The sequence below is a fragment of the Streptomyces sp. NPDC127177 genome (assembly GCF_042672475.1).
In the GTDB taxonomy this organism is placed as follows: domain Bacteria; phylum Actinomycetota; class Actinomycetes; order Streptomycetales; family Streptomycetaceae; genus Streptomyces.
The window spans coordinates 23321-49148 of record NZ_JBHXUW010000020.1; the positions used below are offsets into that span (position 1 = coordinate 23321).

Annotated in this window: 22 protein-coding genes and 1 riboswitch; of the genes, 10 read left to right on the plus strand and 12 right to left on the minus strand. The window is 70.3% G+C overall.

The genetic code is table 11. The annotated features are described in order from the left end of the window. Nucleotides 1–49: 49 nt before the first annotated feature. Nucleotides 50–1300, minus strand: coding sequence for a spermidine/putrescine ABC transporter substrate-binding protein (locus ACFVJX_RS14785; RefSeq protein ID WP_384131499.1), 1251 nt, complete (start codon nucleotides 1298–1300; stop codon nucleotides 50–52). Between the two features lie 29 nt (nucleotides 1301–1329). After that, on the minus strand, nucleotides 1330–2844 hold the full coding sequence (locus ACFVJX_RS14790) for a gamma-aminobutyraldehyde dehydrogenase (protein WP_384131497.1): 1515 nt from the start codon (nucleotides 2842–2844) through the stop codon (nucleotides 1330–1332). Nucleotides 2845–3060: 216 nt separating this feature from the next. Here ACFVJX_RS14790 and ACFVJX_RS14795 point away from each other — a divergent pair, with 216 nt between their 5' ends. Further along, nucleotides 3061–3612, plus strand: coding sequence for an NADAR family protein (locus tag ACFVJX_RS14795; protein WP_384131551.1), 552 nt, complete (start codon nucleotides 3061–3063; stop codon nucleotides 3610–3612). A 90-nt stretch (nucleotides 3613–3702) separates the two neighbouring features. Here the strand turns inward: ACFVJX_RS14795 and ACFVJX_RS14800 are convergent, their stop codons facing one another. Further along, nucleotides 3703–4539: a DUF4190 domain-containing protein gene (locus ACFVJX_RS14800; RefSeq protein ID WP_384131495.1), complete on the minus strand. Its 837-nt coding sequence runs from the start codon at nucleotides 4537–4539 to the stop codon at nucleotides 3703–3705. Nucleotides 4540–4658: 119 nt separating this feature from the next. On the opposite strand from ACFVJX_RS14800, the gene ACFVJX_RS14805 reads away from it, so the two are divergent. From ACFVJX_RS14805 to ACFVJX_RS14815, 3 genes are all read left to right on the plus strand, one after another. Continuing rightward, complete coding sequence (locus ACFVJX_RS14805) at nucleotides 4659–5693, plus strand: adenosine deaminase (RefSeq protein ID WP_384131493.1); 1035 nt, start codon at nucleotides 4659–4661, stop codon at nucleotides 5691–5693. Nucleotides 5694–5716: 23 nt separating this feature from the next. Further along, nucleotides 5717–6421, plus strand: coding sequence for a glycerophosphodiester phosphodiesterase (locus ACFVJX_RS14810; RefSeq protein WP_384131490.1), 705 nt, complete (start codon nucleotides 5717–5719; stop codon nucleotides 6419–6421). 63 nt (nucleotides 6422–6484) lie between these two features. Next, the gene (locus tag ACFVJX_RS14815) at nucleotides 6485–7291 is read left to right on the plus strand and encodes an SAM-dependent methyltransferase (RefSeq protein ID WP_384131487.1); all 807 of its coding nucleotides are present in this window, start codon (nucleotides 6485–6487) and stop codon (nucleotides 7289–7291) included. A 70-nt stretch (nucleotides 7292–7361) separates the two neighbouring features. Here ACFVJX_RS14815 and ACFVJX_RS14820 read toward each other — a convergent pair whose 3' ends face one another. From ACFVJX_RS14820 to ACFVJX_RS14835, 4 genes are all read right to left on the minus strand, one after another. Next, nucleotides 7362–9284: a glycosyl hydrolase family 28-related protein gene (locus tag ACFVJX_RS14820; RefSeq protein WP_384131484.1), complete on the minus strand. Its 1923-nt coding sequence runs from the start codon at nucleotides 9282–9284 to the stop codon at nucleotides 7362–7364. A 39-nt stretch (nucleotides 9285–9323) separates the two neighbouring features. Then, nucleotides 9324–11090: a glycosyl hydrolase family 28-related protein gene (locus ACFVJX_RS14825; protein WP_384131481.1), complete on the minus strand. Its 1767-nt coding sequence runs from the start codon at nucleotides 11088–11090 to the stop codon at nucleotides 9324–9326. 289 nt (nucleotides 11091–11379) lie between these two features. After that, entirely contained in the window at nucleotides 11380–12543 is a 1164-nt protein-coding gene (locus ACFVJX_RS14830) for a spermidine/putrescine ABC transporter substrate-binding protein (protein ID WP_384131548.1), read from the minus strand. Between the two features lie 209 nt (nucleotides 12544–12752). Continuing rightward, the gene (locus ACFVJX_RS14835) at nucleotides 12753–14192 is read right to left on the minus strand and encodes a gamma-aminobutyraldehyde dehydrogenase (protein ID WP_384131478.1); all 1440 of its coding nucleotides are present in this window, start codon (nucleotides 14190–14192) and stop codon (nucleotides 12753–12755) included. A gap of 163 nt (nucleotides 14193–14355) precedes the next feature. On the opposite strand from ACFVJX_RS14835, the gene ACFVJX_RS14840 reads away from it, so the two are divergent. From ACFVJX_RS14840 to ACFVJX_RS14860, 5 genes are all read left to right on the plus strand, one after another. Continuing rightward, nucleotides 14356–14862: an Lrp/AsnC family transcriptional regulator gene (locus ACFVJX_RS14840; protein ID WP_384131475.1), complete on the plus strand. Its 507-nt coding sequence runs from the start codon at nucleotides 14356–14358 to the stop codon at nucleotides 14860–14862. Then, complete coding sequence (locus ACFVJX_RS14845) at nucleotides 14847–16226, plus strand: aspartate aminotransferase family protein (protein WP_384131472.1); 1380 nt, start codon at nucleotides 14847–14849, stop codon at nucleotides 16224–16226. The genes ACFVJX_RS14840 and ACFVJX_RS14845 overlap by 16 nt, the downstream gene beginning before the upstream one ends. Before the next feature lie 256 nt (nucleotides 16227–16482). After that, on the plus strand, nucleotides 16483–17220 hold the full coding sequence (locus ACFVJX_RS14850; protein ID WP_384131469.1) for an ABC transporter ATP-binding protein: 738 nt from the start codon (nucleotides 16483–16485) through the stop codon (nucleotides 17218–17220). After that, nucleotides 17202–18389 (plus strand): hypothetical protein, encoded by a 1188-nt coding sequence (locus ACFVJX_RS14855; RefSeq protein WP_384131466.1) that lies wholly within the window; start codon nucleotides 17202–17204, stop codon nucleotides 18387–18389. The genes ACFVJX_RS14850 and ACFVJX_RS14855 overlap by 19 nt, the downstream gene beginning before the upstream one ends. A 171-nt stretch (nucleotides 18390–18560) precedes the next feature. Next, complete coding sequence (locus ACFVJX_RS14860) at nucleotides 18561–19682, plus strand: LOG family protein (protein ID WP_384131463.1); 1122 nt, start codon at nucleotides 18561–18563, stop codon at nucleotides 19680–19682. 157 nt (nucleotides 19683–19839) lie between these two features. Here ACFVJX_RS14860 and ACFVJX_RS14865 read toward each other — a convergent pair whose 3' ends face one another. Beyond that, complete coding sequence (locus tag ACFVJX_RS14865) at nucleotides 19840–20013, minus strand: hypothetical protein (RefSeq protein ID WP_385744754.1); 174 nt, start codon at nucleotides 20011–20013, stop codon at nucleotides 19840–19842. Between ACFVJX_RS14865 and ACFVJX_RS14870 the strand changes: the two genes are divergently transcribed. After that, nucleotides 20003–20596, plus strand: coding sequence for a LuxR C-terminal-related transcriptional regulator (locus ACFVJX_RS14870; RefSeq protein WP_385744757.1), 594 nt, complete (start codon nucleotides 20003–20005; stop codon nucleotides 20594–20596). The genes ACFVJX_RS14865 and ACFVJX_RS14870 overlap by 11 nt on opposite strands. 13 nt (nucleotides 20597–20609) lie before the next feature. Here the strand turns inward: ACFVJX_RS14870 and ACFVJX_RS14875 are convergent, their stop codons facing one another. From ACFVJX_RS14875 to rlmN, 4 genes are all read right to left on the minus strand, one after another. Next, complete coding sequence (locus tag ACFVJX_RS14875) at nucleotides 20610–21635, minus strand: ABC transporter ATP-binding protein (protein ID WP_384131462.1); 1026 nt, start codon at nucleotides 21633–21635, stop codon at nucleotides 20610–20612. 2 nt (nucleotides 21636–21637) lie between these two features. After that, nucleotides 21638–23251, minus strand: coding sequence for an ABC transporter permease (locus tag ACFVJX_RS14880; RefSeq protein ID WP_384131545.1), 1614 nt, complete (start codon nucleotides 23249–23251; stop codon nucleotides 21638–21640). A gap of 86 nt (nucleotides 23252–23337) precedes the next feature. Continuing rightward, a complete protein-coding gene (locus ACFVJX_RS14885) occupies nucleotides 23338–24441 on the minus strand; it encodes a thiamine ABC transporter substrate binding subunit (RefSeq protein ID WP_384131459.1) in 1104 nt (367 codons plus the stop codon). 81 nt (nucleotides 24442–24522) lie between these two features. Continuing rightward, a riboswitch (TPP riboswitch) is annotated at nucleotides 24523–24639 on the minus strand. Between the two features lie 41 nt (nucleotides 24640–24680). Beyond that, nucleotides 24681–25787 carry a 23S rRNA (adenine(2503)-C(2))-methyltransferase RlmN gene (rlmN, locus tag ACFVJX_RS14890; protein WP_384131456.1) on the minus strand — a complete coding sequence of 369 codons (1107 nt, stop codon included), beginning with the start codon at nucleotides 25785–25787 and terminating at the stop codon, nucleotides 24681–24683. Nucleotides 25788–25828 lie beyond the last annotated feature (41 nt).

Sequence of the window (25828 nt, forward strand, 5' to 3'; positions counted from 1 at the left end):
GCGGTCCCGGTGGTGTCAGAGGGAGATCGGGGGAGGCAGAGCGTGGCGGTCAGGCGCCGATGAGCTTGGCGAACTTCTCCTCGTACGCCGTCTCTTCCTCGGCGGACAGGGAACGGAAGGCGTGCGAGGCGGCCGCCATCTTCTTGTCCGGGAGGATCAGCGGGTTGTCGGCCATCGACCGGTCGATCCTGGCGAGCTCGTCACGGACGCCGTCGACCGGGCAGACGAAGTTGATGTACGCGGCGAGTTCGGCGGCGACCGGGGGCCGGTAGTAGTGGTCCATGAGCTTCTCGGCGTTGGTCTTGTGCCGTGCCTTCACCGGGACCAGCATGTTGTCGCTGGATATGACGTAGCCCGCGGCGGGGATCGCGTACTTGATGTCCGGGTTGCCGGCCTGGAGCTGGATGATGTCGCCGGCCCAGGCGACGCAGGCGGCGATATCGCCCTTGTCGAGATCCGCGGTGTAGTCGTTGCCGGTGAAGCGGCGGATCTGGTTCCTGTCGACACCCTTCTGGAGCCGGCCGATCGCGGCGTCGTAGTCGGCGTCGGTGAAGGTGGCGGGGTCCTTGCCCATGTCGAGCAGGGTCATGCCGATGGAGTCGCGCATCTCCGAGAGGAAGCTGACCCGGCCCTTGAGCTTCGGGTCGTCGAGCAGCTGGCTGACGGAGTCGATCCTGCGGCCGCCGGTCGCCTTGGAGTTGTAGGCGATGACGGTGGGGATGCCGGCCCAGGGGTAGGAGTAGGCGCGGCCGGGGTCCCAGTCCGGGGAGCGGAACTGGGCCGAGAGGTTGGCGTAGGCGTGCGGCAGGTTCGAGGGGTCCAGCTTCTGTGCCCAGCCGAGGCGGACGATACGGGCGGCCAGCCAGTCGGTGACGCAGATGATGTCGCGGCCGGTGTCCTGGCCTGCCGCGAGCTGCGGCTTGATCTTGCCGAAGAACTCGACGTTGTCGTTGATGTCCTCGGTGTACTTGACCTTGATCCCGGTGCGTGCGGTGAACTGCTCCAGGGTGGGGCGGTGCTTGCCGTCGTCGGTGACGTCCATGTACTCGGTCCAGTTGGAGAAGTTGACCTGCTTCTCCTTGGCCGAGTGGTCGTCCGAGGCCGCGGCGGCGTCCTCCTCCCGTTTCGCGGGAGGGATTCCGCACGCGCTCAGCGCGCCCAGTCCGCCGAGGGTGAGCGCGCCGGTACCGGAGGCGCGCAGCAGCGATCGGCGGGTGAGGGCGCCCCTGCCGCTGGTCAGAGTGCGACGCATCGCGGCCAGCTGTGCCGCGGAGAGACGCCCGTGCTCGTACTGCTCCATGCGCATTGCCCTTTCGGGTGGGTGTGCGGCTATCGGTCCCCGAAGATCGTGCGGTGCCAGTCCTTCCGGGCGACCGCGGTGTTGTCGTACATCACGTGCTTGACCTGCGTGTACTCCTCGAAGGAGTACACGGACATGTCCTTGCCGAAGCCGCTGGCCTTGTATCCGCCGTGCGGCATCTCGCTGAGGATCGGGATGTGGTCGTTGATCCAGACGCAGCCCGCCTTGATCTCGCGGGTGGCGCGGCCCGCCCGGTACAGGTCGCGGCTCCAGGCGGACGCGGCGAGACCGTAGGGGGTGTCGTTGGCCAGCGCGATGCCTTCGTCGTCGGTGTCGAAGGGCAGCACGACCAGGACCGGGCCGAAGATCTCGGACTGGACGATCTCGCTGTCCTGGGCCGCGTCGGTGATCAGCGTCGGCCGGTAGTAGGCGCCGCCGGCCAGCGGGCCGCCGGGGGCCTCGCCGCCGGTGACGACGGTGGCGTAGGCGCGGGCGCGCTCGACGAACCCGGCGACCCGGTCGCGCTGGGCGTGGCTGATCAGCGGGCCGAGATCGGTGGCCGGGTCGAACGGGTCGCCCAGCCGGACGGTCTCCATCAGCTCGGCGACGCCCCGCACGAAGGCGTCGTACAGCGGGCGCTGGACGTAGGCCCGGGTGGCTGCCGTGCAGTCCTGGCCGGTGTTGATGAGGGATCCGGCGACCGCTCCGTTGACCGCGGCCTCCAGGTCGGCGTCGTCGAAGACCACGAAGGGGGCCTTGCCGCCGAGTTCGAGGTGGAGGCGTTTGACGGTGGAGGTGGCGATCTCCGCGACCCGCCTGCCGACGGCGGTGGAGCCCGTGAAGGAGGTCATCACGACGTCGGGGTGGCCCACGAGGTGTTCTCCGGCGTCCCTGCCGGCGCCGCTGACGATGTTGATGACACCGTCCGGGATGCCGGCCTCGGTGGCCGCCTGCGCGAACATCAGCGAGGTCAGCGGGGTGATCTCGGCCGGCTTCAGCACGATGGTGTTGCCCGCGGCGACGGCCGGGAGGACCTTCCAGGCGGCCATCTGGAGCGGGTAGTTCCAGGGGGCGATGGAGCCGATGACGCCGATCGCCTCACGCCGTACGTACGAGGTGTGGTCGCCGGAGTACTCACCGGCGGACTTCCCCTCCAGATGGCGGGCGGCACCGGCGAAGAAGGCGGCGTTGTCGACCGTGCCCGGGACGTCGAACCCGGTCGAGAGCTTGACCGGCTTGCCGCACTGGAGGGACTCCGCGTACGCGAAGTCGTCGGCCTGCCCGGCGAGTACTGCGGCGAAGCGGTGCATCGCATCGGACCGCTCGGCCGGGGTGGCCCCCGACCAGCCGGGGAACGCGGCACGGGCTGCGGCGACGGCCGCGTCCACATCGGCGGTGCCCGCGAGCTCGTAGGTGTGGACGGTCTCGCCGGTGGCCGGATTCACCACGTCGTGGCTGCGCCCCGACGTGCCGGGCCGCAGTCTTCCGCCGATGTACTGCGCGCCGTCGGCGAAACGGTCCTGTACCTGGAAGCTGTTGCCCATCACGCTCTCCTCCGCCGCTGTCCCCCGAGGACCGGGGCGGCGTAGCTTCTGCTCGATTTGAGTGCCGATCCTGACAGAGGGGACCGCACCCAACAAGTGATTCCGTTGTTGCCTTTTGGTTACGCAACGGAATCTGTCGACCATGTGTCGCGTCGGTACGGAATTCCCCGTACGTAGTGTCAGTGGCGGATGCCAGACTCCCGTGTCATGGAACACATGGACGACCTCGTGGCGCGGACCGGCCGGGGCGAGCCGGTGAAATACCTGAGGTTCTGGGGCCACCGGCCGCGGCCCGACGGGACGGTCGGGGCGAGCTGCCTGAGTCAGTGGTGGCCGTCGCCGTTCACGGTCGACGGGGTGACGTACGCGTCGGCGGAGCACTGGATGATGGCCGGCAAGGCGCGGCTGTTCGGTGACGCCGAGGCGCAGGCCCGTGCGGTGGCGGCGAAGAGCCCGGCTGAGGCGAAGAAGACGGGCCGGCTGGTCCGCGGTTTCGACGAGGCCGTCTGGGAGCGCGAGCGGTACGGGCTCGTGGTGACGGGAAGCCTTCACAAGTTCGGCCAGGACGCGGCGCTGCGGGAGTACCTGCTGGGCACCGGCGAGCGGGTGCTGGTCGAGGCGAGCCCGATGGACCGCGTCTGGGGCATCGGACTGGCGGCGGACGATCCGCGGGCGCAGGACCCGGCGGCCTGGCGGGGACTGAATCTGCTCGGGTTCGCGCTGATGGACGCACGGGCCGGGCTGCGGACCCGTGCGGGAGCGATATGAAACGGCCCGTGGCGCGGCGGGAGTGATCCCCCACCGCCCCACGGGCGGCGCCCGGACTGCACCCCCGTGGGGGAGGCTCCGGAGCCGGTCCTACCGGATCACGTCGACGACCGGGGCATCGATGACCAGGGCGGCCGACGTCGGCTCGTAGCCGGTATCGCCGTGCTCGTCGAAGTCGTCGTTGTTCCAGGCCCAGATGACCAGGCCGAGGAACGCGCCGCTGAAGACGATGCCGATCGAACCGAGGATGATGCCGGCGAGGGCCATCCCGCCGTTGTCGGCCTCGCCGCGGTTGACCCGGCCCCTGCCTATCAGGCCGAAGATCAGCGCGAGGACGCCGAGGATGACGCCGAGGCCGTACGCGCAGAAGCCGGCCACCGCGATGATGCCGAGCACCAGGGCGGCGACGCCCAGTCCGTTCGCGGGCTGGGGGCCCCAGGCGTTCTGCCCGTAGCCGGGGTAGCCCGGGTAGCCGGGGTATTCGCCGTACTGGGGGCCGGGCGCCGCCGGGTAGCCGTACTGGCCGCCGGGCTGAGGGGCCGCCGGCGCGGGGTAGCCGTACTGACCGGCGTACTGACCGGGGTGCGGCGGGGGGCCCTGCTGACCCGGGCCGTGCGGGCCGACCGGCGGTGGCGGCACGGTCCCCGGGCCGTACCAGCCGCCGGGGCCGGACGGCTGCCCGGCCTCCGGTCCGGCGCCGAAGCCCACCGTGGGTACGGGCCCCGTACCGGCACCCGGCTGACCGGCCGCGTCCTGGACGGGATCGGTCCCGGAGGCCGGCATCGAGGTGACGGTCTGCTGGTCGTGCACGGTCGACGGGCCGGTTTCACCGGCGTCCTTCTTGTCCAGCGGCACCCGGCTGTCCGGTGGAGCCCACGGATCGCGCGACGCGGCCCCGTCCACGGGCCGCTCTGTGTTGTCTGACATGGGCCTCCCCCATCGTGATGCCCGTCATGCTACGGGCAGCCCCCGTCCTACGATGACTTCCGTCCCCTGCCCGGTTCCCACACCCTTCCGGGCCCCGCATCCTCTGCCCGGAGAATCCGATGACCGATCTGCACCCCTTCATCGCGGGGCTGCCCAAGGCCGAGCTCCACGTCCACCACGTCGGTTCGGCCTCGCCCCGCATCGTCGCCGAGCTGGCCTCGCACCACCCCGACTCAAAGGTCCCCACCGCCGCCGAGGCACTGGCCGACTACTTCTCCTTCACCGACTTCGGTCACTTCATCGACGTCTACCTCTCGGTCGTGGACCTGATCCGCACCCCGGAGGACGTCCGGCTGCTGACCTTCGAGGTCGCCCGGGACATGGCGCGGCAGAACATCCGTTACGCGGAACTGACCGTCACCCCCTTCTCCTCGACCCGGCGCGGCATTCCGGAGCAGGCCTTCATGGAGGCCATAGAGGACGCCCGCAAGGCGGCCGAGGCCGAACTCGGGGTGGTGCTGCGCTGGTGCTTCGACATCCCCGGCGAGGCCGGACTCGAGGCCGCCGAGGAGACCACCAGGCTCGCAGTGGACCTGCGGCCGGAAGGGCTGGTCTCCTTCGGTCTCGGCGGCCCGGAGATCGGTGTGGAGCGCCCGCAGTTCAAGCCGTACTTCGACCGGGCCATCGCCGCGGGCCTCCACTCGGTGCCGCACGCCGGCGAGACCACAGGACCCGGCACGGTCTGGGACGCCCTGACACATCTGCGCGCGGAGCGGATCGGCCACGGCACCAGCTCCGTCGGTGACCCGAAGCTGCTGGAGCACCTCGCCGAGCACCGGATCGCCCTGGAGGTCTGCCCCACGTCGAACATCGCGACGCGCGCGGTGGCGGACATCGAGGAGCACCCGGTCCGGGAGATGGTGCAGGCAGGTGTGCTGGTGACCATCAACAGCGACGATCCGCCCATGTTCGGTACCGACCTCAACAACGAGTACGCGGTGGCGGCCCGCCTCCTCGGCCTCGACGAGCGGGGGCTCGCCGCGCTCGCGAAGAACGCCGTCGAGGCGTCCTTCCTCGACCCGGCCGGCAAGCGCACGCTGGCCGCCGAGATCGACACGTACACGACGAGCTGGCTGGCGGACACCGGCCGGTGAGCCGCGGCGGTGACAATGGCTCCATGGCCACCACCGTCACCGCCGTCGCCCATCGCGGCGATCCGTACCGTGTCCGCGAGAACACCCTCCCCTCGATCCGCTCCGCCCTCGAACGGGGGGCGGACGCGGTCGAGATCGACGTCCGCGTCACCCGGGACGGTGTGCCGGTCCTGCTGCACGACGCCACTCTGGAGCGGCTGTGGGGTCATGACCTGCGGCTGGACCGGCTGACCCATCAGGAGCTGACCGAGCTGACGTCGGGCGGTGTGCCCACCCTGCGCGAGGCGCTGCTCGCCGTCGGGGCGCACCGTGTGATGGTCGATCTGCCCGGCTCCACCGAGGACTCGGTACGCAGGACCGTCGGGGTGGTCCGTGAGTCCGGGGCAGGTGAGCGCGCCTACTACTGCGCGGGCCCCGGGACCATGCTGCGGGTACGGGCCGCCGATCCGTCCGCCGAGATCGCGATGACCTGGACGACACTCGCACCGCCGCGGGCGGCCCTGCTGGAGGCGGTACGGCCGCGCTGGCTGAACTACCGGTTCGGGCTGGTGAGCCGGGAGCTGACGGACCGCAACCACCGGGACGGGCTGCTGGTCTCGGCCTGGACGGCGGACACCGGGCGCACCATGCGCCGGCTGATCCGGCAGGGCGTGGACTCCATCACCACCAACCGGGTCGATGTACTGCACACCCTGATCGTCAACTCCGCCGGGCACGCCGCCTCTTGATCGGTCCGGCATCATGGACGCACCCATCGTCCCGATGCCGGGCCCGGCGCCGGAGGAGCAGACGTGTCCGTCCCCCGCAGCAACTCCGTTCCCGCCCGCGTCCGTTCCGACGTCGCCCACAACGCCCGGGTCTGGAACTACTGGCTCGGCGGCAAGGACCACTTCCCGGTGGACCGGGCCGTGGGCGACCGGGTCACCGGCATGTATCCCGGCATCGGTGAAGTGGCCCGGGCCGACCGGGCGTTCCTCGGCCGGGCGGTCCGGTATCTGGCCGGTGACGCGGGCATCGGCCAGTTCCTGGACATCGGCACCGGGCTGCCGACCGCGGACAACACGCATGAGGTCGCCCAGCACACCGCACCCGACGCCCGCGTCGTGTACGTCGACAACGACCCGATCGTTCTGGCGCACGCCCGTTCCCTGCTCACCAGTTCCCCGGAGGGCGCGACCGAGTACATCGACGCGGACGCCCGTCATCCGGAGGAGATCCTGCGGGCGGCCCGGCCGACGTTCGACCTGGAGCGGCCGGTCGCGGTCATGCTCCTCGGCATCCTCAACTTCGTCCTGGACACGGAGGAGGCGCTGCGCATCGTGCGGGAGCTGATGGCCGCGGTGCCGTCGGGCAGCTATCTGGTCCTCACCCACCCCACGCTGGAGCTGGGCGGCGAGGGCAACGAGGCGGCGATGCGGTTCTGGAACGAGAACGCCACGCCCCCGATCACCGCCCGCAGCCGTTTCGAGTTCGCCGCGTTCCTCACCGGTCTCGATCTCGTCGAACCGGGCATCGTCTCCTGCGCGCGCTGGCGCCCCGCGTCCGGCACACGCTCCGTCGAGGTGGCCCAGTTCGGCGCGGTGGCCCGGAAGCGCTGACCCGGCCACGACGCGGCGACCGCCCGGATCCGGCGCACGGATCCGGGCGGCCCGGCGAAACGGCGTGCCGTTACCGGCCCTGCCCACTCCCCCGCACCTCGGCGGGGGCCTGTGCCGCGTCCGTGTTGATCACGAACTGCGATCCGGGTTCGACCAGGACGTCTCCGTCGCGCGATCCGCTGATCGTCACGTCGGTGAGGGTCGCGCTGCCCCGTGCGCCGCCCATGGCGAGGATGCCGGAGCCGTTGGGGGATCCGGAGATCGTCACGTTGCTGATCGTGGCGTCGGGGATCTCGCCCCCGCCGGTCTTGAACTGGATGCCGTCGTACGTCGAGTCCTGGATGTCGGTGTCACGGATGGTGACGCCGGGGATGTCGGAGCCCTGCGCGAACAGGGTGATCGCGCCGAACTCCTGGTCCTCGTTCCAGAACGCTCCGCCGGTGCGGTGGAGGCCGTTGTTCGCGATCAGCGTCTCCCCGGAGAAGGGCACCGGGTCGTGATCGGTGGCCAGCATGATGCCGGGGTAGTTCATGGTGTCGTACACGAGGTTGTTCTCGATCTTGTTGCCGTAGCCGCCGTACACGGCGATGCCGTTGGCCCGCCACGGCAGCTGGATCGTGTTGTTGCCGAAGACGTTGTCGTGGCCGACGTCCACCGCGGGGTCCTTGACGTACTTGCTCGCCCACACCGCCAGGGCGTCGTCCCCGGTGTTGCGGAAGGACGAGTCGGTGACGGAGGAGTTGCGGGTGCCGTTGGTGAAGTTGATGCCGTCCGCGTAGGTGTTGCGGATGCGCATCCCGCTGAATTCGAGCCCGTCTCCGGGGCCCCAGAGCTCCGGGATGTTGCTGTAGTCGCGGCCGACCCAGGTGCCGACGTTGGCATGCTCGATCCACACGTTGCTGATCTTGGTGTTCTTGCCGAACCGGCCGTTGAGTCCGACGCCGCCCTCGGCGTTGCCGTCGCCGCCCCGGATGGTGCCGGAGCCGAAGATCGCGATGTCCGAGATCTTGGTGTTGTCGTCGATGTCGAAGCCGAAGTTGCCCTCGTGCGGGTGGTTGATGCCGCCCGCGTCCTGCGGCGGGGTGAGGGAGTACAGCTGCGAGTGCCACATGCCGGCGCCCCGGATCGTGACGTCGCGGATACCGACCTGGTTGTACTCCCCGCGGTCCTGCGGGTCGTCGGTGAGGATCTTCTGCTCCTGCCGCCACTGCCCGGCCGGGATCCACACACAGTCGATCTCACCGTTCTGATCGGCGGTGACGGCGGCCTGGATCGCGTCCGTGTCGTCCTTCCCGTCGTCGGGGACGGCGCCGTACTCGGTGATCGATGTGCACTCGTCGGGCTTGCTCGCGGGCGGCGCCACCTGCTCCAGGTCGACCAGGTCGACGACGTAGTACGCGGCGTCGTCACCGGCGTCGCGCTGCAGCCGGAAGGTGGTCCCCGCGGGGTAGGTCTTGTCGAGCAGTGCGTGCGACTCGTCGAACAGCCGCCGTGCGTCACCGCCGGGGGTGTTCGTGAGGCCTTCCGGCTCGTCCGTGCTGCCGTACAGCCAGCTGTGCTTGGACGACAGGTCCAGCTTCTGCACGAACGTGCCGTCGGCGTAGAGGCTCAGCGTCTTGTCCTGGCCGCCTCCGCCCGGTGCGTCGGGTATGGAGTTGCGGACGACGACGGAGTTGGTGGTACCGGTCGAGGTGAACTCCACGTACTGGCCGGTGGTGTCGAGGCGTACCGACTTGCGCCCCGAGGACTCGGTGGCGAAGTTGGTGTGCCCGAAGGTGCGCGTGGCGTCCGTCTCCAGCAGGGTGCCGTCGTAGGTACCGTCCTCCGCCTCGTACTCGGCGTACGGGGTCGCGGCGCCCCGGTCGGCCGCGGCGACGGACGCTTCGGGCGCCACCGGCGCCGCGTGTGCGGCGCTCGGCAGCAGCCAGGCGGCCGTCAGTGCGGCGCCGAGCGTGACGGCGATGCTCCGCCGGCTCCGGTCTCTCCTGGTCACAGCGTTCCTCTCGATGTGGGGGGATGGTGCGGACACGTCTCAGTTCCCGCTGTCCGGTTCGGGCCAGGCCGAGCAGTCGTCCCAGGTGCTGTCCCAGCCGGAGTTGCCGCCGCCGTCGGTGAGCGTGAAGGTGCCCGAGCCTTCGGGGAAGGGGCAGTTGTAGACGCCTGCCGCACCGACCCCGGTGGCGGTGACGTTCGAGACCGTCACTGCGCCGGGGGTCTCGGCCTGGACGACGACCGTGCCGACCCCGTCGACGGCCGATCCGTCGACGGTGACGTTTTTGACGGCCGTGCCGGTGCCGCCGCCCGAGACGAACTCGTAGGCGCTGTAGGGGCTGTCCTTGATGGTGGTGTCCGTGATGTTCACGTCCGCCTCGATGGCACTGTCGTACGCGTCCACGCGCAGCGCACCCATCGGGTGGCCCCAGTTGGGGTTGACGGCCCCGGTGCGTACGAGGGTGTTCCCGGCGACCGTGATGGTGCCGGCGAGGGGGAAGAACGGGTCGGCGAACTTCTGGTTGGAGATGGCGATGCCGCTGCCGAGCGCGTTGGTGTCGCTGATCAGGTTGCCCTTGACGGTGATGTCGCTGCCGCCGTAGATGGCTATGCCGTTCGCCAGGTTGGGCTGGGAGATGGTGTTGTTCGTGAACGCGGAGTCGGTGTCGGCGGCGTTCAGCGACCACATCGCGAGCGCGTCGTCGCCCTGGTTGCGCAGGAAGTTGTCGCGCACCTGGACACCCCGGGCGTTGCCGTTGAGGTTCAGGCCGTCCGCGGTGGTGTCGAGGATCCGGTTGTTCTCGACGACCAGGTTGTCGTTGTTCCCGGTCAGCCAGAGGCCGACCTTGAGGTGCTGCAGCCACATGCCGCTGACCCGGGAGTCCGGGCCGAGGGATCCGTTGACGAAGTTGTCCGGGTTGCTGTCGACCCGCTCGGTGACCTCGCCGATGACCGCGAAGTCCTTGATGGTGACCTTGCCGGCGGAGCCGGTCTGGTTGATGAACCGCGAGGCGTGCACGACCGAGTGCCAGCTGCCCGCGCCCTGGATCGTCACGTTCTCGACGCCGCTGAGCTCGGAGTCCAGCTTGAAGTCGCCCGCCGGGATCCACACGGTGCCACCGGCGGTCCTGGCCTCGGCGATCGCGTCCCGGAAGGCCTGCGTGGAGTCCTGCTGTCCGGTGGGGTCGGCGCCCTTGTCGACGACGGAGACCGCACCCGACGGCTCGGCGGCCGGCGCGTCGACCTGTTCGAAGTCGGCGACGTCGACGGTGACCTCGGTGGAGGCCGCCTCCAGCTTCACCTTGTCGCCCGCGGCCAGGTCCCGGCCGAGGAGGAGGCGTGCGTTGTCGAAGAGGTGGTGGGTCTTGGCGCCGGCGATCCAGGAGGTGTCGACGTAGCTGTACTTGGAGGTGACGGCCAGGGACTCGTCGAGCTTGGTCCCGTTGACGTAGACGGCGAGTGAACCGCTCTGCCCGTCGGGCACGTTGTAGGCGACGTTCACCGCGTTGGCCGCCTTGTCGAGGGTGAACTCCACGCTCTGGCCGCCGGCCAGGCGCACCGCCTGCCGGCCCGATGCCTCGGAGGCGAGGGTGCCCTGGGTGTAGTCGGGGCCGATCTTCTGGCCGGTGGTGGAGGCGGACTCCGCCTCGGTGGAGCTGAAGGGAAGGGCGGCGCCTGCCGTTGCCGCCGCTCTCGGCACCGGGGCCTGCTGGGCGGAGGCCTGACCGGTGACGCCCACGACCGTGCCCACAAGGGCGATCGCGACGGCGAGGGCGTACGGACTACGTGTGGGGGATGACGTGCGCATGACACTCCGATTCCTCTGTGGTGGCGCTTCCTGGTGGGGGTGGTGGGGAGGGGGAAGCGCCTGACACTCAAGCATCACGAACACATGAGCACAAGATGTCGCTCAGATATTGAAAATTTTTGACAGTGGGGTGAAACAACCAACTGGTGCGTAGGCGCGGTGGGGGCGGGCCGGCGAAAAGAGCCGTGCCGCCCCACAACGAACCGGCACCACGCGCGTTCCGCGTGGTGCCGGTGATTTTCTTCAGTGCCCGCTGAAAGCCCTCGTCATGGGCTGCCGGGGAAGGGTCTCAAAGCCCGACGATGGAGTTCCACTTCTTGGCGAACCCCGTGCGCTCCTCGGACGTGATGTCGCGGGCGATAGCGAGGCGCTTGCGCATGGCGTCGTCGGGGAATATCAGCGGGTCCTCGGCGAGCTGGGCGGTCTCCTCGTCCTTCGACGAGGCCAGTACGTCGCGGGCGGCCGGGACCGGACAGACGTAGTTGACCCAGGTCGCCAGCTCGGCGGCGACCTGGGGCTCGTAGTAGTAGTCGACGAGCCGCTCCGCGTTGCGCTTGTGGTGGGCGAGGTTGGGGATCATGAGCGATTCCGCCCAGAGCTCGGCCCCCTCCTCGGGCACCACGAACTCGATGTCGGGGTTGTCCGCCTGGAGCTGGATGACGTCGCCGGAGTAGGCCTGGCAGGCGAGGACGTCACCGGTGGAGAGGTCCTTGATGTAGTCGTTGCCGGTGAAGCGGCGGATGTGCTTCGTCTTCACCAGCTTCTCCACCTGATCGCAGATGTCGTAGAAGTCGTCGCTCTTCCAGCGGGTGATGTCGACGCCGTTGCCCTGCATCAGCAGGGCGAAGGACTCGTCCAGGCCGGAGAGCAGTGTCACCTTGCCACGCAGGTCGCTCGCCCAGAGGTCGCTCAGGTGCTGGATCTCCCGGCCGAGCTTCTTTCGGTTGTACGCGATGCCGGTGATCCCGGACTGCCAGGGCACGCTGTGCGTACGGCCCTTGTCGAAGGCGGGCGAGCGCAGCTGCGGGTCGAGGTACTTCGCCACGTTGGGCTGCTTGGCCCGGTCCATCTCCTGGACCCAGCCGAGCCGGACGAAACGGGCGGCCATCCAGTCGCTGATGACGATCAGGTCGCGGCCGGTCTGCTGGTGGTTCATCAGCGCGGGGCTGATCTTCCCGAAGAACTCGTCGTTGTCGTTGATCTCCTCGGTGTACGTGACGGAGATCCCGGTGCGCTTGCTGAAGGCGTCCAGGGTGGGCCGCTTCGACTGGTTCCTGTCGTCGGTGTCGATGTAGAGCGGCCAGTTGGCGAAGTGCAGGGTGTGGTCGTCGGCGGAGGAGTCGTGCCCGGCGCGGTCGCCGGGCCGCACATAGGCGGCGGGCACTCCGCAGCCGGCCAGTGCGGCGCCGGCCGCCCCGGCACCGAGGACGCGGAGCAGGGACCGGCGGGACATGGGGTTCTTCGGGATCGCTCGCACCTGCGCAGGATGCCGGTCGGCGGGTGCGGCGGGCAATGGACCAACCGTCCAGCGGTGACCGGCCCCCGCGCACACCCTGTCGATGGCGGGAGGGCCCGCGCGCACCCCGTCGGTGCAGGGCGGTGGGCACGGCTGCGGCCCCGGGCAGGAGCCCGGGGCCGCGGCCGTACGTCCCGCCGCGACGGTCAGCCGTCGAGGGAGGTCATGACGTGCTTGATGCGGGTGTAGTCCTCGAAGCCGTAGGCGGAGAGGTCCTTGCCGTAGCCGGACTTCTTGAATCCGCCGTGCGGCATCTCGGCGACGAGCGGGATGTGGGTGTTGATCCACACGCAGCCGAAGTCGAGGTTCTTGGACATCCGCATGGCGCGCGCGTGGTCCTTGGTCCACACCGAGGAGGCCAGGGCGTACTCGACGCCGTTCGCCCACTCCAGGGCCTGGGCCTCGTCCGTGAACGACTGGACGGTGATGACCGGACCGAAGACCTCGTGCTGGATGATCTCGTCGTCCTGCTTGAGGCCGGAGACGACGGTCGGGGCGTAGAAGTAGCCCTTCTCACCGACCCGGTGCCCGCCCGCCTCGACCCTGGCGTGGGCGGGGAGCCGCTCGATGAAGCCGGTGACCTGCTTCAGCTGGTTGGCGTTGTTCAACGGGCCGTAGAGCACGTCCTCGTCGTCCGGCTGTCCGGTCCTGGTGTCGGCCGCGGCCTTGGCCAGCGCGGTGACGAACTCGTCGTGGATGGACTCCTGGACCAGGACGCGGGTCGCGGCCGTACAGTCCTGACCGGCGTTGAAGTAGCCCGCGACCGAGATGTCCTCGACGGCCTTGGCGATGTCGGTGTCCTCGAACACCACGACCGGCGCCTTGCCGCCGAGCTCCAGGTGGACCCGCTTGACGTCCTTGGCCGCGGACTCGGCGACCTGCATGCCCGCCCGTACCGAACCGGTGATGGAAGCCATCGCCGGGGTCGGGTGCTCGACCATCGCGCGGCCGGTGTCACGGTCACCGCAGATGACGTTGAAGACACCCTTGGGCAGGATCTGGCCGATGATCTCGGCGATCAGCACGGTGGATGCCGGGGTGGTGTCGGACGGCTTGATGACGACGGTGTTGCCCGCGGCGAGCGCCGGGGCGAACTTCCAGACGGCCATCATCATCGGGTAGTTCCACGGCGCGACCTGCGCGCAGACGCCGACCGGCTCACGGCGGATGATGGAGGTCAGCCCCTCCATGTACTCGCCGGCCGAGCGGCCCTCCAGCAGCCGGGCCGCCCCCGCGAAGAAGCGGATCTGGTCGACCATCGGCGGGAGTTCCTCGGTACGGGTGAGCCCGACCGGCTTGCCGGTGTTCTCGGACTCGGCCGCGATGAGGTCCTCGGCGCGCTCCTCGAAGGCGTCCGCGATCTTCAGCAGGGCGCGCTGACGCTCGGCGGGCGTGACGTCGCGCCAGGCGGGGAAGGCAGCGGCGGCGGCGTCCATGGCGGCATCGACATCGGCCGTGCCGGAGAGCGGTGATGTCGCGTAGACCTCTTCCGTCACCGGGTTGACCACGTCGATGGTCCGCCCGTCGGCAGCGTCGCGGAACTCTCCGTTGATGTAGTTGCGCAGACGGCGCACCTCGGTGGTCACAGCCGGCCCTCCTGCTCTCAAGTCCAATGGGTGAGACGTCCAGCGTAGTCGCTCGGGTAACGCTTTCGACATACCCACCCGCCGCCAACTTCGGATTCGGTGAGATCTGGACCCATCGACAACGAATTTCATCGATTGAGGGTTGCAAGACAGACGAGTCCCGGTGCACAGTGACTCCGTGGCCAGCCGCAGCGCAGACTCCAGGACCGGGAACGGGTCGTCCCCGTCGGTCGATGCCGTGTCCCTCGCAATCATCGAGCAGCTCCAGGAGGACGGGCGTCGTCCGTACGCCGCGATCGGCAAGGCCGTCGGCCTGTCCGAGGCGGCCGTGCGCCAGCGCGTCCAGAAGCTGCTCGACCAGGGCGTGATGCAGATCGTCGCCGTCACCGACCCGCTCACCGTGGGCTTCAGACGTCAGGCGATGGTCGGGATCAAGGTCGAGGGAGACCTCGACCCCGTCGCGGAAGCCCTGTCGGCCATGACCGAGTGCGAGTACGTGGTGATGACCGCGGGCTCCTTCGACCTGATGGTGGAGATCGTCTGCGAGGACGACGACCACCTGCTGGAGACGATCAGCACCCGCATCCGGGCCATTCCCGGGGTGCGCTCCACCGAGAGCTTCGTCTACCTCAAGCTCAAGAAGCAGACCTATATGTGGGGAACCCGATAGCCGTGAGCAAGGACCTGAGCCGGACCGCGTACGACCACCTGTGGATGCACTTCACCCGCATGTCGGACTACGAGAACGCAAGCGTTCCCACCATCGTGCGTGGCGAGGGCACCTACATCTTCGACGATCAGGGCAAGCGCTACCTCGACGGGCTGTCCGGCCTGTTCGTGGTCAACGCCGGCCACGGCCGGCACGAGCTCGCCGAGGCGGCCTACAAGCAGGCGCAGGAGCTGGCCTTCTTCCCGGTGTGGTCCTACGCCCACCCCAAGGCAGTGGAGCTGGCCGAGCGCCTCGCCGGCTACGCCCCGGGCGACCTCAACAAGGTCTTCTTCACCACCGGCGGCGGCGAGGCCGTCGAGACCGCCTGGAAGCTGGCGAAGCAGTACTTCAAGCTCACGGGCAAGCCGACCAAGTACAAGGTCATCTCGCGCGCGGTCGCCTACCACGGCACCCCGCAGGGCGCGCTGTCCATCACCGGCCTGCCGGCCCTCAAGGCCCCCTTCGAGCCGCTGGTCCCCGGCGCGCACAAGGTGCCGAACACCAACATCTACCGCGCCCCGCTCTTCGGTGACGACCCGGAGGCCTTCGGCCGCTGGGCCGCCGACCAGATCGAGCAGGAGATCCTCTTCGAGGGCGCGGACACCGTCGCGGCCGTCTTCCTGGAGCCCGTACAGAACGCGGGCGGCTGTTTCCCGCCCCCGCCCGGCTACTTCCAGCGCGTCCGCGAGATCTGCGACAAGTACGACGTGCTGCTCGTCTCCGACGAGGTCATCTGCGCCTTCGGCAGGCTCGGCACGATGTTCGCCTGCGACAAGTTCGACTACGTGCCGGACATGATCACCTGCGCCAAGGGCATGACCTCGGGCTACTCACCGATCGGTGCCTGCATCATCTCCGACCGGCTCGCCGAGCCGTTCTACGAGGGTGACAACACCTTCCTGCACGGCTACACCTTCGGCGGCCACCCGGTCTCCGCCGCGGTCGGCCTCGCCAACCTCGACATCTTCGAACGCGAGGGCCTCAACCAGCACGTCCTCGACAACGAGAACGCCTTCTTCACCACGCTGCGGAAGCTGCTCGACCTGCCGATCGTCGGTGACGTCCGCGGCAACGGCTTCTTCTACGGCATCGAGCTGGTGAAGGACAAGGTCACCAAGGAGACGTTCACCGACGAGGAGACCGAGCGCGTCCTGTACGGCTTCCTCTCCAAGGCGCTGTACGACAGCGGCCTGTACTGCCGGGCCGACGACCGCGGCGACCCGGTCGTCCAGCTCGCCCCGCCGCTGATCTCCGACCAGTCCACGTTCGACGAGATCGAGGGCATTCTGCGGTCCGTCCTGACGGAGGCCTGGACGAAGCTCTGAACCAGATGTCGATCGGGTGATCGAGCGAGCCCGGTTTGACCACCGCTTGACCGTCCCCCGATGGTCCGTCAGCGGTCATTTCATACGGCCCACGCGGCCCGGATGCGCCCAGTCGAGTGGGAAGAGGCGCACCCGGGCCGCGTGCTGTGCGCACACCGCGGTCCGAATCCTTACGGTGCCGAGTGACCGATCGGCCCCCCTCTTCGTTCCCCCGTACGGGGGAACGGGATATCTGATCTGAACCGAGGTGTACGCCATGGTGGCCCCGCCGGACAACGACGTGATCTGGGCGCGTTCCCTGCACCACTCCCACAACGGCTCACCCGCGCTCGGCGGGGTCTCCCTGGGGGTCCGCGACGGCGAGATCCTCGCCGTGACCGGCCCGCGCGGCAGCGGGAAGACGACCCTGCTGCACTGCCTGTCCGGCCAACTGGTGCCCGCCCAGGGCGAGGTGTGGTTCAACAGCGTCCCCGTCCACACCATGGGGCCCCGACTGCGTGAACGGCTGCGCCGCGACAAGTTCGGCTGGATCGCCCCCGAGCCCCAGCTCGTCCCGGAGCTGAACACCTGGGAGAACACCGCCCTGCCGCTGCTGCTGCGCGGTGTCTCGCACCGGGAGGCCAAGAAGGCCGCCATGGAGTGGCTGGAGCGGCTGGACATCGGCACGTGCGCCAAGAAGCGGCCGCACACCCTGCAGCAGAGCCAGCGACAGCGGATCTCGGTGGCCCGCGCGCTGACCACCGCCCCCGCGGTGATCTTCGCCGACGAGCCGACCGCGACCCTGCACCGCACCGATCGCACCCATGTGCTGCGCACCCTGACGAGCGCGGCCCGCTCGCACGGCATCACGGTGGTCCTCGCCACGCACGACGCGGAGATCGCCGCACTCGCGGACCGCGCGGTGCCGCTGCTGGACGGGCGCCGGGTCGCCACGGTCGCGCTGCCCGCCAAGACCGACACGGAGGGCCGCGCGGCGTGCTCGCTCTCCGTCTAGCCCGCGGTTCCCACCCACTGGTCCTGATGAGGCGGCTGCTGGTCGCGGCCGCGTCCGCCGGGGTCGGCTTCCTCCTCCTGTGCACCCTGGGGTACGCATCCGGGCATCCGGCGCACTCCGCCGGCTCCGTGCTGCGGCTGCTGTGGTGCTTCGTCCCGCTGGCCGCCACCGTGCAGTTCGCGGTAGCCGTGGCCCGGACGGACCCGGGCACCCGCCCGCGCGCCGGGCTGTCAGCCGTCGGCCTCGGACCGGTCCGGCTCAGTGTGCTCGCCGCGGTCTCCACCGCTGTCTCGTGCACCCTTGGCTCCATGGTGGCGCTGCTGTTCTTCCTGCATCTGCGCGGCGATCTGACGGGGCTGCCGTTCGACGGCGCCGCGGCCGGGCTGCTGGGTGCGGACGCGTCACTGCCGCTGGCAGCCGTCGTGCTCCTGCTGACGCTGGTGCCCGCGGCGGCGGCGACGGCGAGCGCGGTGGCGCTGCGCACCCGGCCGGTGCGGGCCGCCGGCGTGCAGGACGGTTCGCAGGACCTGGTGCCGCCCGAGGAGCAGGTCCCGGCCCCGGCAGCGCCGCCGACCGGGCTGCCGTGGGGCGTGGCCCTGACCGCCGCCGGCCTCGCCGTCGAGGCGTACGCGAGCCGCGGTTCGGCGGGCAGCCCGTTCCCCCTCCCCGGAAAGCTCGACTCCACCCCGGCCTGGGTTTTGGTGGGGTGGACCCTGACGGCGATCGGCCTCGCCACGGCCGGCCCCGGGCTGACCTATCTCGCCGGACGGCTGCTCCAGGCGGTGCGCCCGGGGGCGGTACGTCTGCTGGCGGGCCGGGTGCTGATGGACGAGGCGCGCCGGATCGGCCGGCCGCTGGGCGTCGTCTGCGCGGTGCTCTCGGCGGTCATCGCCGCGTTCGCGCTGTACGGGACGGGCCCCCGGCCGTTCGGACCGCTCACCGCGCTCGGCGCCGTGCTCGTCATCGGCTGCACGACGGCGACACTGCTGACGTCGGCGCTGGAGGCACGGCAGGCCCGCGCGGAAACGGCCAGGGCCCTGCTGCGGCTGGGCGCCCCGGCGTCGGCACTGCGGGCCGCGACGGCGCTGCGAGCGGCGGTACTGCTGCTCGTCTTCGCCCCGCTGACCTGGGCGATCGCCGAGCTGGCCGCTCTTCCACTGACGGGCTGACGGAGTGACCGGCTGACCGGCTGACGGGTCGTCGACGGGCGGGCCGTCGCCGGGCGGATTCTCGCCGGGCGGGCCTTGTCCGGTTCGCCCGGTCTCCTGGCCCTCTTGGCCCCGGCCGGGGCCTCCGAACCCGGCCGGGGCCGGGCGCTCTCCGCTCCGTAGCATGAGGACGTGGACTATCCGGACGAGAGTTTTCCCGCCCCGGGCGCCGAGATCGAGTCGCTCACCGCGTTCGACGAGGCGGTGGCCGCCGGTTCGCTGGCCGGACACCGCGTCCAGTCGGTCGACCTGACGGAGCGCAGTGCCGCCCTGCTGGCGGCCGACACATCGGGCGCCGTCTTCCTCGGCTGCCCCATGGAGCCCGACGCGGCGACGAAGGTACGGGCCGACGGCGCGTTCGTCTTCCCGCCGGTGCCGGGTCTCCCCTTCGACCCGTACCGGGGCCTGCTCTACTCCCCCGACGCGCTCTACGACGGGCTGACGAAGGGCGGTTACGAGGGGACGCCGGACGCCCGCGCCTACCGCTGGTTCCAGCGGACCCGGTCCAACGGTGACGCGTTCGCGTCGATGCTGCGCGCACTCCACGACGACGCGGTCTCCGACGCGCTGGACGAACTCCTCGTCGGGGCGCGGGTGGTCGGTGTGATGGGCGGTCACGCCACGGCCCGGGGCAGCGACGCGTACACGGCCGCGGCCCGCCTCGGCCGGACCCTGGCCCGCAGCGGTCTGACGGTGGCCACCGGCGGCGGGCCGGGCGCGATGGAGGCGGCGAACCTCGGCGCCTACGCCGCGCCGCACTCCGACGCCATGCTGGACAAGGCCTGCGAACTCCTGGCCGCGGCGCCCTCGTTCGTCCCGTCCGTCTCCGACTGGGCGCTGGCGGCGTTCGCCGTGCGGGAGCGGTGGCCGGACGGCGGCGGCTCCGTCTCCATCCCCACCTGGTTCTACGGCCACGAGCCGCCGAACCCGTTCGCCGACCACATCGCCAAGTACTTCGCCAACGCCCTGCGCGAGGACGGGCTGCTGGCCCGCTCGACGGCAGGAGTGATCTTCCTTCCGGGCGCGGCGGGCACCGTCCAGGAGATCTTCGACAGCACCACCCCGAACTACTACGGCTCACGCGGTGAACCGGTTCCGATGGTGCTGGTGGGACGGGACCACTGGACCCGGGAGCTGCCCGCGTGGCCCCTGCTGCGGGCACTGGCCGCGGACCGGCCGATGGAGTCCCGGATCGCGCTGGTCGACACGGTGGAGGAAGCACCCGAGGAGTTGGCCCGGCTGTCGGCGAAGTAACACCGGCCGGGAATACCGCCCGCCCCCTGGAGAGAACCCTCGGGATCCCGCCCGGCTGCCGACGAAGCAGCACCGGCCGGGAACACCACACCCACCCTGAAGAAAACCCCCGGGAGCCCGCCCGGCTGTCCGTGAGATGGCCGGGGCGGGGCATCGTTCAACGCCCGTCTCCGCCCCGCCCCTGGCCATCGGCCAGCAGCCCCGCCAGCCGCTCGTACGTCCCGTCCCAGCCCCACTCCGCCCGCACGCGGGCGCGCCCCTTCTCCCCCATCGCGGCGGCGGTGTCGCGGTCGCGGAGGAGACCGACGAGCCGGGCCGCGATGCCCGGCACGTCCCGCCCGTCGACCAGGTGCCCGGTCACCCCGGCCCTGCTCGACATCCGGATGCCGGGGCTGAACGGCATCGACGCGGCGCGCGAGATCATCGCCGGCTCGGGCGGTGCGACCAGGGCGCTGATGCTGACGACGTTCGGGCTCGACGAGTACGTGTACGACGCGCTGACGGCGGGCGCCAGCGGTTTCCTGCTGAAGGACGCGACGTTTCCCGAACTGCTGCACGCGGTGCGGGTGGTGGCCGACGGGCAGGCACTGCTCTCCCCGGACGTCACGGGCCGGCTGATCGCGGAGTTCACCCGGCAGCGGGTCGCCGCTCCGCCCGCGCGCTCGGTCGAGGGACTGACCGGGCGCGAGGTGGAGGTGCTGGTGCTGATAGCCCGGGGCCTGTCGAACGCGGACATCGCCGACCGGCTCACCATCACCGCGCACACGGTCAAGACCCACATCAACCGGCTGTTCGCGAAGATGGAGCTGCGGGACCGGGCGCAGGCGGTGATCCTGGCGTACGAACTGGGCCTGGTAGTGGCGGGGGGCGGTGCGGGCGGGACACCGTCGGCGGGGCGGGGCGCGGGCGGATGATCCAACGGCCCGGTCAGAAAAGGGCGGGCAGCACGACGCTCTCCGACGCGTCGAAGGTGACGCCGACCGAGGCGCCCTCCTGTGGTGTGGCGCGCAACGGGCACTCGGCGTCCAGGGACGGCCCGTGCTCGGGGTGCAGCGTCACGGCGACGTGATTGCCCCGGAAGGTGCGTGCGGCCACGGTGCAGCGCAGGCCGTCCTCGGGGGCGCCGATCAGCACCCCGGCCGGTCGCACCAGCAGATCGCAGGAGCCCTGCTGTGATCCTGCGGGCACCGGCACCTTGCCCCATTCCGTATCGGCCGTCTCACCGGTGACGGTGGCCTCCACCACGTTGTCGAAGCCGAGGAAGCGGGCGACGAAGGCCGATGCGGGCTGCTGCCAGACCTCGACGGGGGAGCCGACCTGGGCGATGCGTCCGTCGCGCATCACGACGACCCGGTCGGCCAGTGCGAACGCCTCGCCCTGGTCGTGGGTGACGGCGAGCACTGTGGTGCCCAGGCGTCCGAACAGGGTGCGCAGTTCGACGACGAGGCGTTCGCGCAGGCTGCGGTCCAGCTGGCCCAGTGGTTCGTCCAGCATCAGCAGCTTGGGCCGGGGGGCCAGCGCCCGCGCCAGGGCGACACGCTGCTGTTCGCCGCCCGAGAGTGCGGCGACGGCCCGCCGTTCGGCGCCGGGCAGCCCCACCAGATCGAGGAGTTCGGCGACCTCACGGTCCTGTTCGCTCCGGCTCACGCCGTGCATCCGCAGTCCGAAGGCGACGTTGGCACCGACGTCCCGGTGCGGGAACAGCTGGTGGTCCTGGAACATCAGGCCAAGTCCCCGCCGGTGCACGGGCACGCCGGCCTGGTCCGCGCCGTCGAGCAGGACCCGCCCGCCGTCGGGGTGCTGGAGCCCGGCGACCACCCGGAGGAGGGTCGACTTCCCGCTGCCGCTCGGCCCCAGCACGCAGACGATCTCGTGCTCGGCGACCTCCAGGTCCACACTGTCGAGCGCGGCCCGTTCACCGAAACGGACGGTGGCCGATTCGAGTGTCAGCATCCCTAGAACTCCCCGGATCGGTAGGTGCGGATACGTTCGAGCAGCAGCAGCGAAATCGCGCACACGAGCATCAGAATGGTGCTGAGGGCCATCGCCTGCCCGTAGTTGAGATCCCCGGACCGTCCCAGCAGCCGCGCGACGGCGACCGGGAGCGTGGGGTTGTCGGGCCGTGCGATGAACACCGTCGCACCGAACTCGCCGAGCGACACGGCGAACGCGAAGCCCGCCGCGACCAGCAGCGCCCGGCGCACCAGCGGCAGGTCCACCTCCCGCCAGGCCCGCAGCGGTGAGGCGCCGAGCACCGCGGCCGCCTCGCGGAGCCTGCCGTCCACCGCGCGCAGCACCGGCAGCATGGTCCGTACGACGAACGGCACCCCGACCAGCGCCTGGGCGAGCGGCACCAGGATCCAGGAGGTCCGCAGGTCGAGCGGCGGCTTGTCCAGCGTGATCAGGAAGCCGAAGCCGACGGTGACGGCGGAGACCCCGAGGGGCAGCATCAGCAGGGCGTCGAAGCCCCGGACCAGCCGTCCGGCGCGCCTGGTCAGCGCCGCCGCGGCCAGGCCCCCGACGACGAGTGCGATGGCCGTGGCGGCCAGGGCGTACTGGAGCGAGTTCCAGATCGCTTCGAGGGGCGCGACCAGGAACGTCCCACTGTTCGCGTCCGCCGATGCCAGCGCCCGGTAGTAGGCGAAGCCATGGCCGCCGGACAGGTCGAGCGAGCGCTCCACCAGCACGGCGAGCGGCAGCAGTATGAGCACCAGCACGGTCAGCAGAACCCCGGTGAGCAACGCCCACTGGCCCGGGCCGCGCGGCCTGCGGGCGGTCTGCGAAGGGTCGACCAGCCTCAGCGCGGTCTCCCTGCGCCGAACGGTCCAGGCGTGCACGGCGAGGATGGCGCCGACGGCGGCGAACTGCACCAGCGTCAGCACGGCGGCCGTGGGCAGGGCCAGCAGTTGCGCGGTCTGCCGGTAGATCTCCACCTCCAGGGTGGAGAAGCCGGGACCGCCGAGGATCTGCACGACGCCGAACGAGGTGAAGGTGAAGAGGAAGACCATCAGCGCCGCGGCGGCCAGGGCTGGGGCGAGCGCCGGAAGGGTGACGCGCCGCCAGGCGGCGAAGCGCCCGGCGCCCAGGACCCGTGCGGCCTCCTCCTGGCGGGGGTCGAGCTGCGACCAGAGCCCGCCGACGGTACGTACGACGACGGCGTAGTTGAAGAAGACGTGGGCCAGCAGGATCGCCCACACGGTGGTGTCGAGCCGTACGCCCCACAGGTCGTCGAGGAGGCCGCCGCGGCCGAGCAACGCGAGGAACGCGGTGCCCACGACGACGGTCGGCAGGACGAACGGCACGGTGACGACCGCCCGCAGCAACTGCTTGCCCGGGAAGTCGAACCGGGCGAACACGTAGGCGCCCGGCAGGGCGATCAGCAGGGTCAGCGCGGTCGAGGCGAGCGCCTGCCAGAGGGTGAACCAGAGGACGTCCAGGATGTCCGGCCGGGTCAGCACCTCGCCGAACCGACCGAACTGCCAGACGCCGTCGGCCTTGAGTCCGCGTCCGACGATCGCGACGACGGGGTAGGCGAAGAACAGCGCGAAGAAGGCGACGGGCACGGCCATCAGGCCGAGCCGCACCGCGCTCCCGCGCCGCGCCCGGGCGCGCGCGCCCTTCCCGCCCGCGCCCGGTCCGCGTACGGGAGGCTTCGCTACTTCACTACGAGCGAGGACCATGACTGGACCCACTGCTCACGGTTCTTGGCGATCGTGTCCGGTGCGACGGTCGTCGGTTTGCCGACGGTGGCGCCGAACTTCGTGAAGAGGTCCGGCACCTTCGCCCCCTTGGTCACCGGGCTGACGAACATGTTGAGCGGCATGTCCTCCTGGAACTTCTTGCCGATCAGGAAGTCCAGCAGGGCCTTGCCGCCCGCCTCGTTCTTGGCACCGTCCAGCAGACCGGCGAACTCGATCTGGCGGAAGCACGTCCCGGTGGCGACCCCGGTCGGGGCGGTCTTCGGCTTCGGGTCCGCGTACAGCACCTCGACGGGCGGGCTGGAGGCGTAGCTGACGACGAGCGGCCGGTCGGCCTTGGCCTTCCTGCCGCCCGCGGAGCCGGAGAACTCCTCGTTGTACGCCTGCTCCCAGCCGTCGACGACCTTGACGCCGTTGTTCTTCAGCTTCTTCCAGTAGTCCTGGTAGCCGTCCTTGCCGTACGTGGCGACGGTCCCGAGGAGGAAGCCGAGGCCGGGCGATGAGGTCGCGGCGTTCTCGGTGACGAGGAGGTCCTTGTACGCGGGCTTCGCCAGGTCGTCGAAGGACTTCGGCGGCGCGAGCTTCTTGTCGGCGAAGTACTTCTTGTCGTAGTTGACGCAGATGTCGCCGGTGTCGACCGGGGTGACCCGGTGCTTCGCCGCGTCCAGCTGGACGTCGTCCGCGACCTGGCCGAGCCCCTTGGCCGCGTACGGCGTGAAGAGACCGTTGTCGAGGGCGCGCGAGAGGAGGGTGTTGTCGACGCCGAAGAACACATCGCCCCGGGGCGAGCCCTTGGTCAGGATCTCCTGGTTGAGGGCGGCGCCCGCGTCTCCGCTCTTCAGCACCTTGACGGTGTAGCCGGTCTCCCGGGTGAACTCCTTCAGTACGCCCTTGGAGGCGTTGAAGGAGTCGTGGCTGACGAGTGTGACGGTCTTGGAGCCGGAACCCCCGGAGGGTCCGGAGCCGGACGCCGAGTCGTCGGAGCTTCCGCATCCGGCGAGCGCCGTGGCTCCGAGCGCGGCGGCGACGGCCGTCACCGCGATCTTCTTGGTGGTGCTCATGTGATTCCTCCTGGGATGACCAGGAAGAGACGCGGCCCTGCCCGCGCCGGTGGAGAACCGGAAGCGGGCAGGGCGCAACAGCTTGAGTAAGGTCCGAACTTCCTACCCGGAATGACCCGGGCGAGGTTCAGAGGGTCTGCGGCCAACCTGTCCTCGGTGCCGCACTCTCAGCGCTGTGGCGCTCCCCTGTCGGAATATGAAGTTGATTCGAGCCCCAGGCTACACGGCCGTTTTCGGCCTCAGCGCTCGGATGCCGCCAGCTGCCCGCAGGCCCCGTCGATCTCCTGACCGCGGGTGTCCCGCACGGTCACCGGCACCCCGTGGGCGGCGATGGCCTCGACGAAGGCCTTCTCGTCCTCGGGCCTCGAGGCGGTCCACTTCGAGCCGGGCGTGGGGTTCAGCGGGATCAGGTTGACGTGCACCCGCTTGCCCTTGAGGAGCCGGCCCAGCCGGTCGCCGCGCCAGGCCTGGTCGTTGATGTCGCGGATCAGCGCGTACTCGATGGAGATGCGGCGTCCGGACTTCTCCGCGTACTCCCACGCGGCGTCCAGCACCTCGCGCACCTTCCACCGGGTGTTGACCGGTACGAGGGTGTCGCGCAGCTCGTCGTCGGGGGCGTGCAGCGACACGGCGAGACGGCACTTGAAGCCCTCGTCGGCGAACCGCAGCATCGCCGGCACCAGGCCGACTGTGGAGACGGTGATCCCGCGCTGCGACAGCCCCAGCCCGTCGGGCTCGGGGTCGGTCAGCCGGCGGATCGCCCCGACCACGCGGTTGTAGTTGGCGAGCGGCTCGCCCATGCCCATGAAGACGATGTTGGAGAGCCGCGCCGGGCCTCCCGGGACCTCGCCGTCGCGCAACGCCCGCATGCCGTCCACGATCTGGTGGACGATCTCCGCGGTCGAGAGGTTGCGGTCGAGGCCGGCCTGCCCGGTGGCGCAGAACGGGCAGTTCATCCCGCAGCCCGCCTGCGAGGAGATGCACATCGTGACCCGCTCGGGGTAGCGCATCAGGACGGACTCGACCAGCGTCCCGTCGTGCAGCTTCCACAGCGTCTTGCGGGTGGTGTCGTCGTCACAGCTGATGTGGCGGATCACGGACATCAGCTCGGGGAACAGCGCCTCGGCGAGCTTGTCCCGCGACGCGGCGGGGATGTTGGTCCACTCCGACGGGTCGTGCGCGTACCGCGCGAAGTAGTGCTGCGAGAGCTGCTGCGCGCGGAAGGGCTTCTCGCCGGTCGCGGCGACGGCTTCCTTGCGCTCGGCGGGCGTGAGGTCGGCGAGGTGCCGCGGCGGCTTCTTGGCTCCGCGGGGCGCGACAAAAGTGAGTTCTCCGGGCTTAGGCATGGTTCTTCCAGTGTCGCAGACAGAACAGTGAGGGCCCGCCG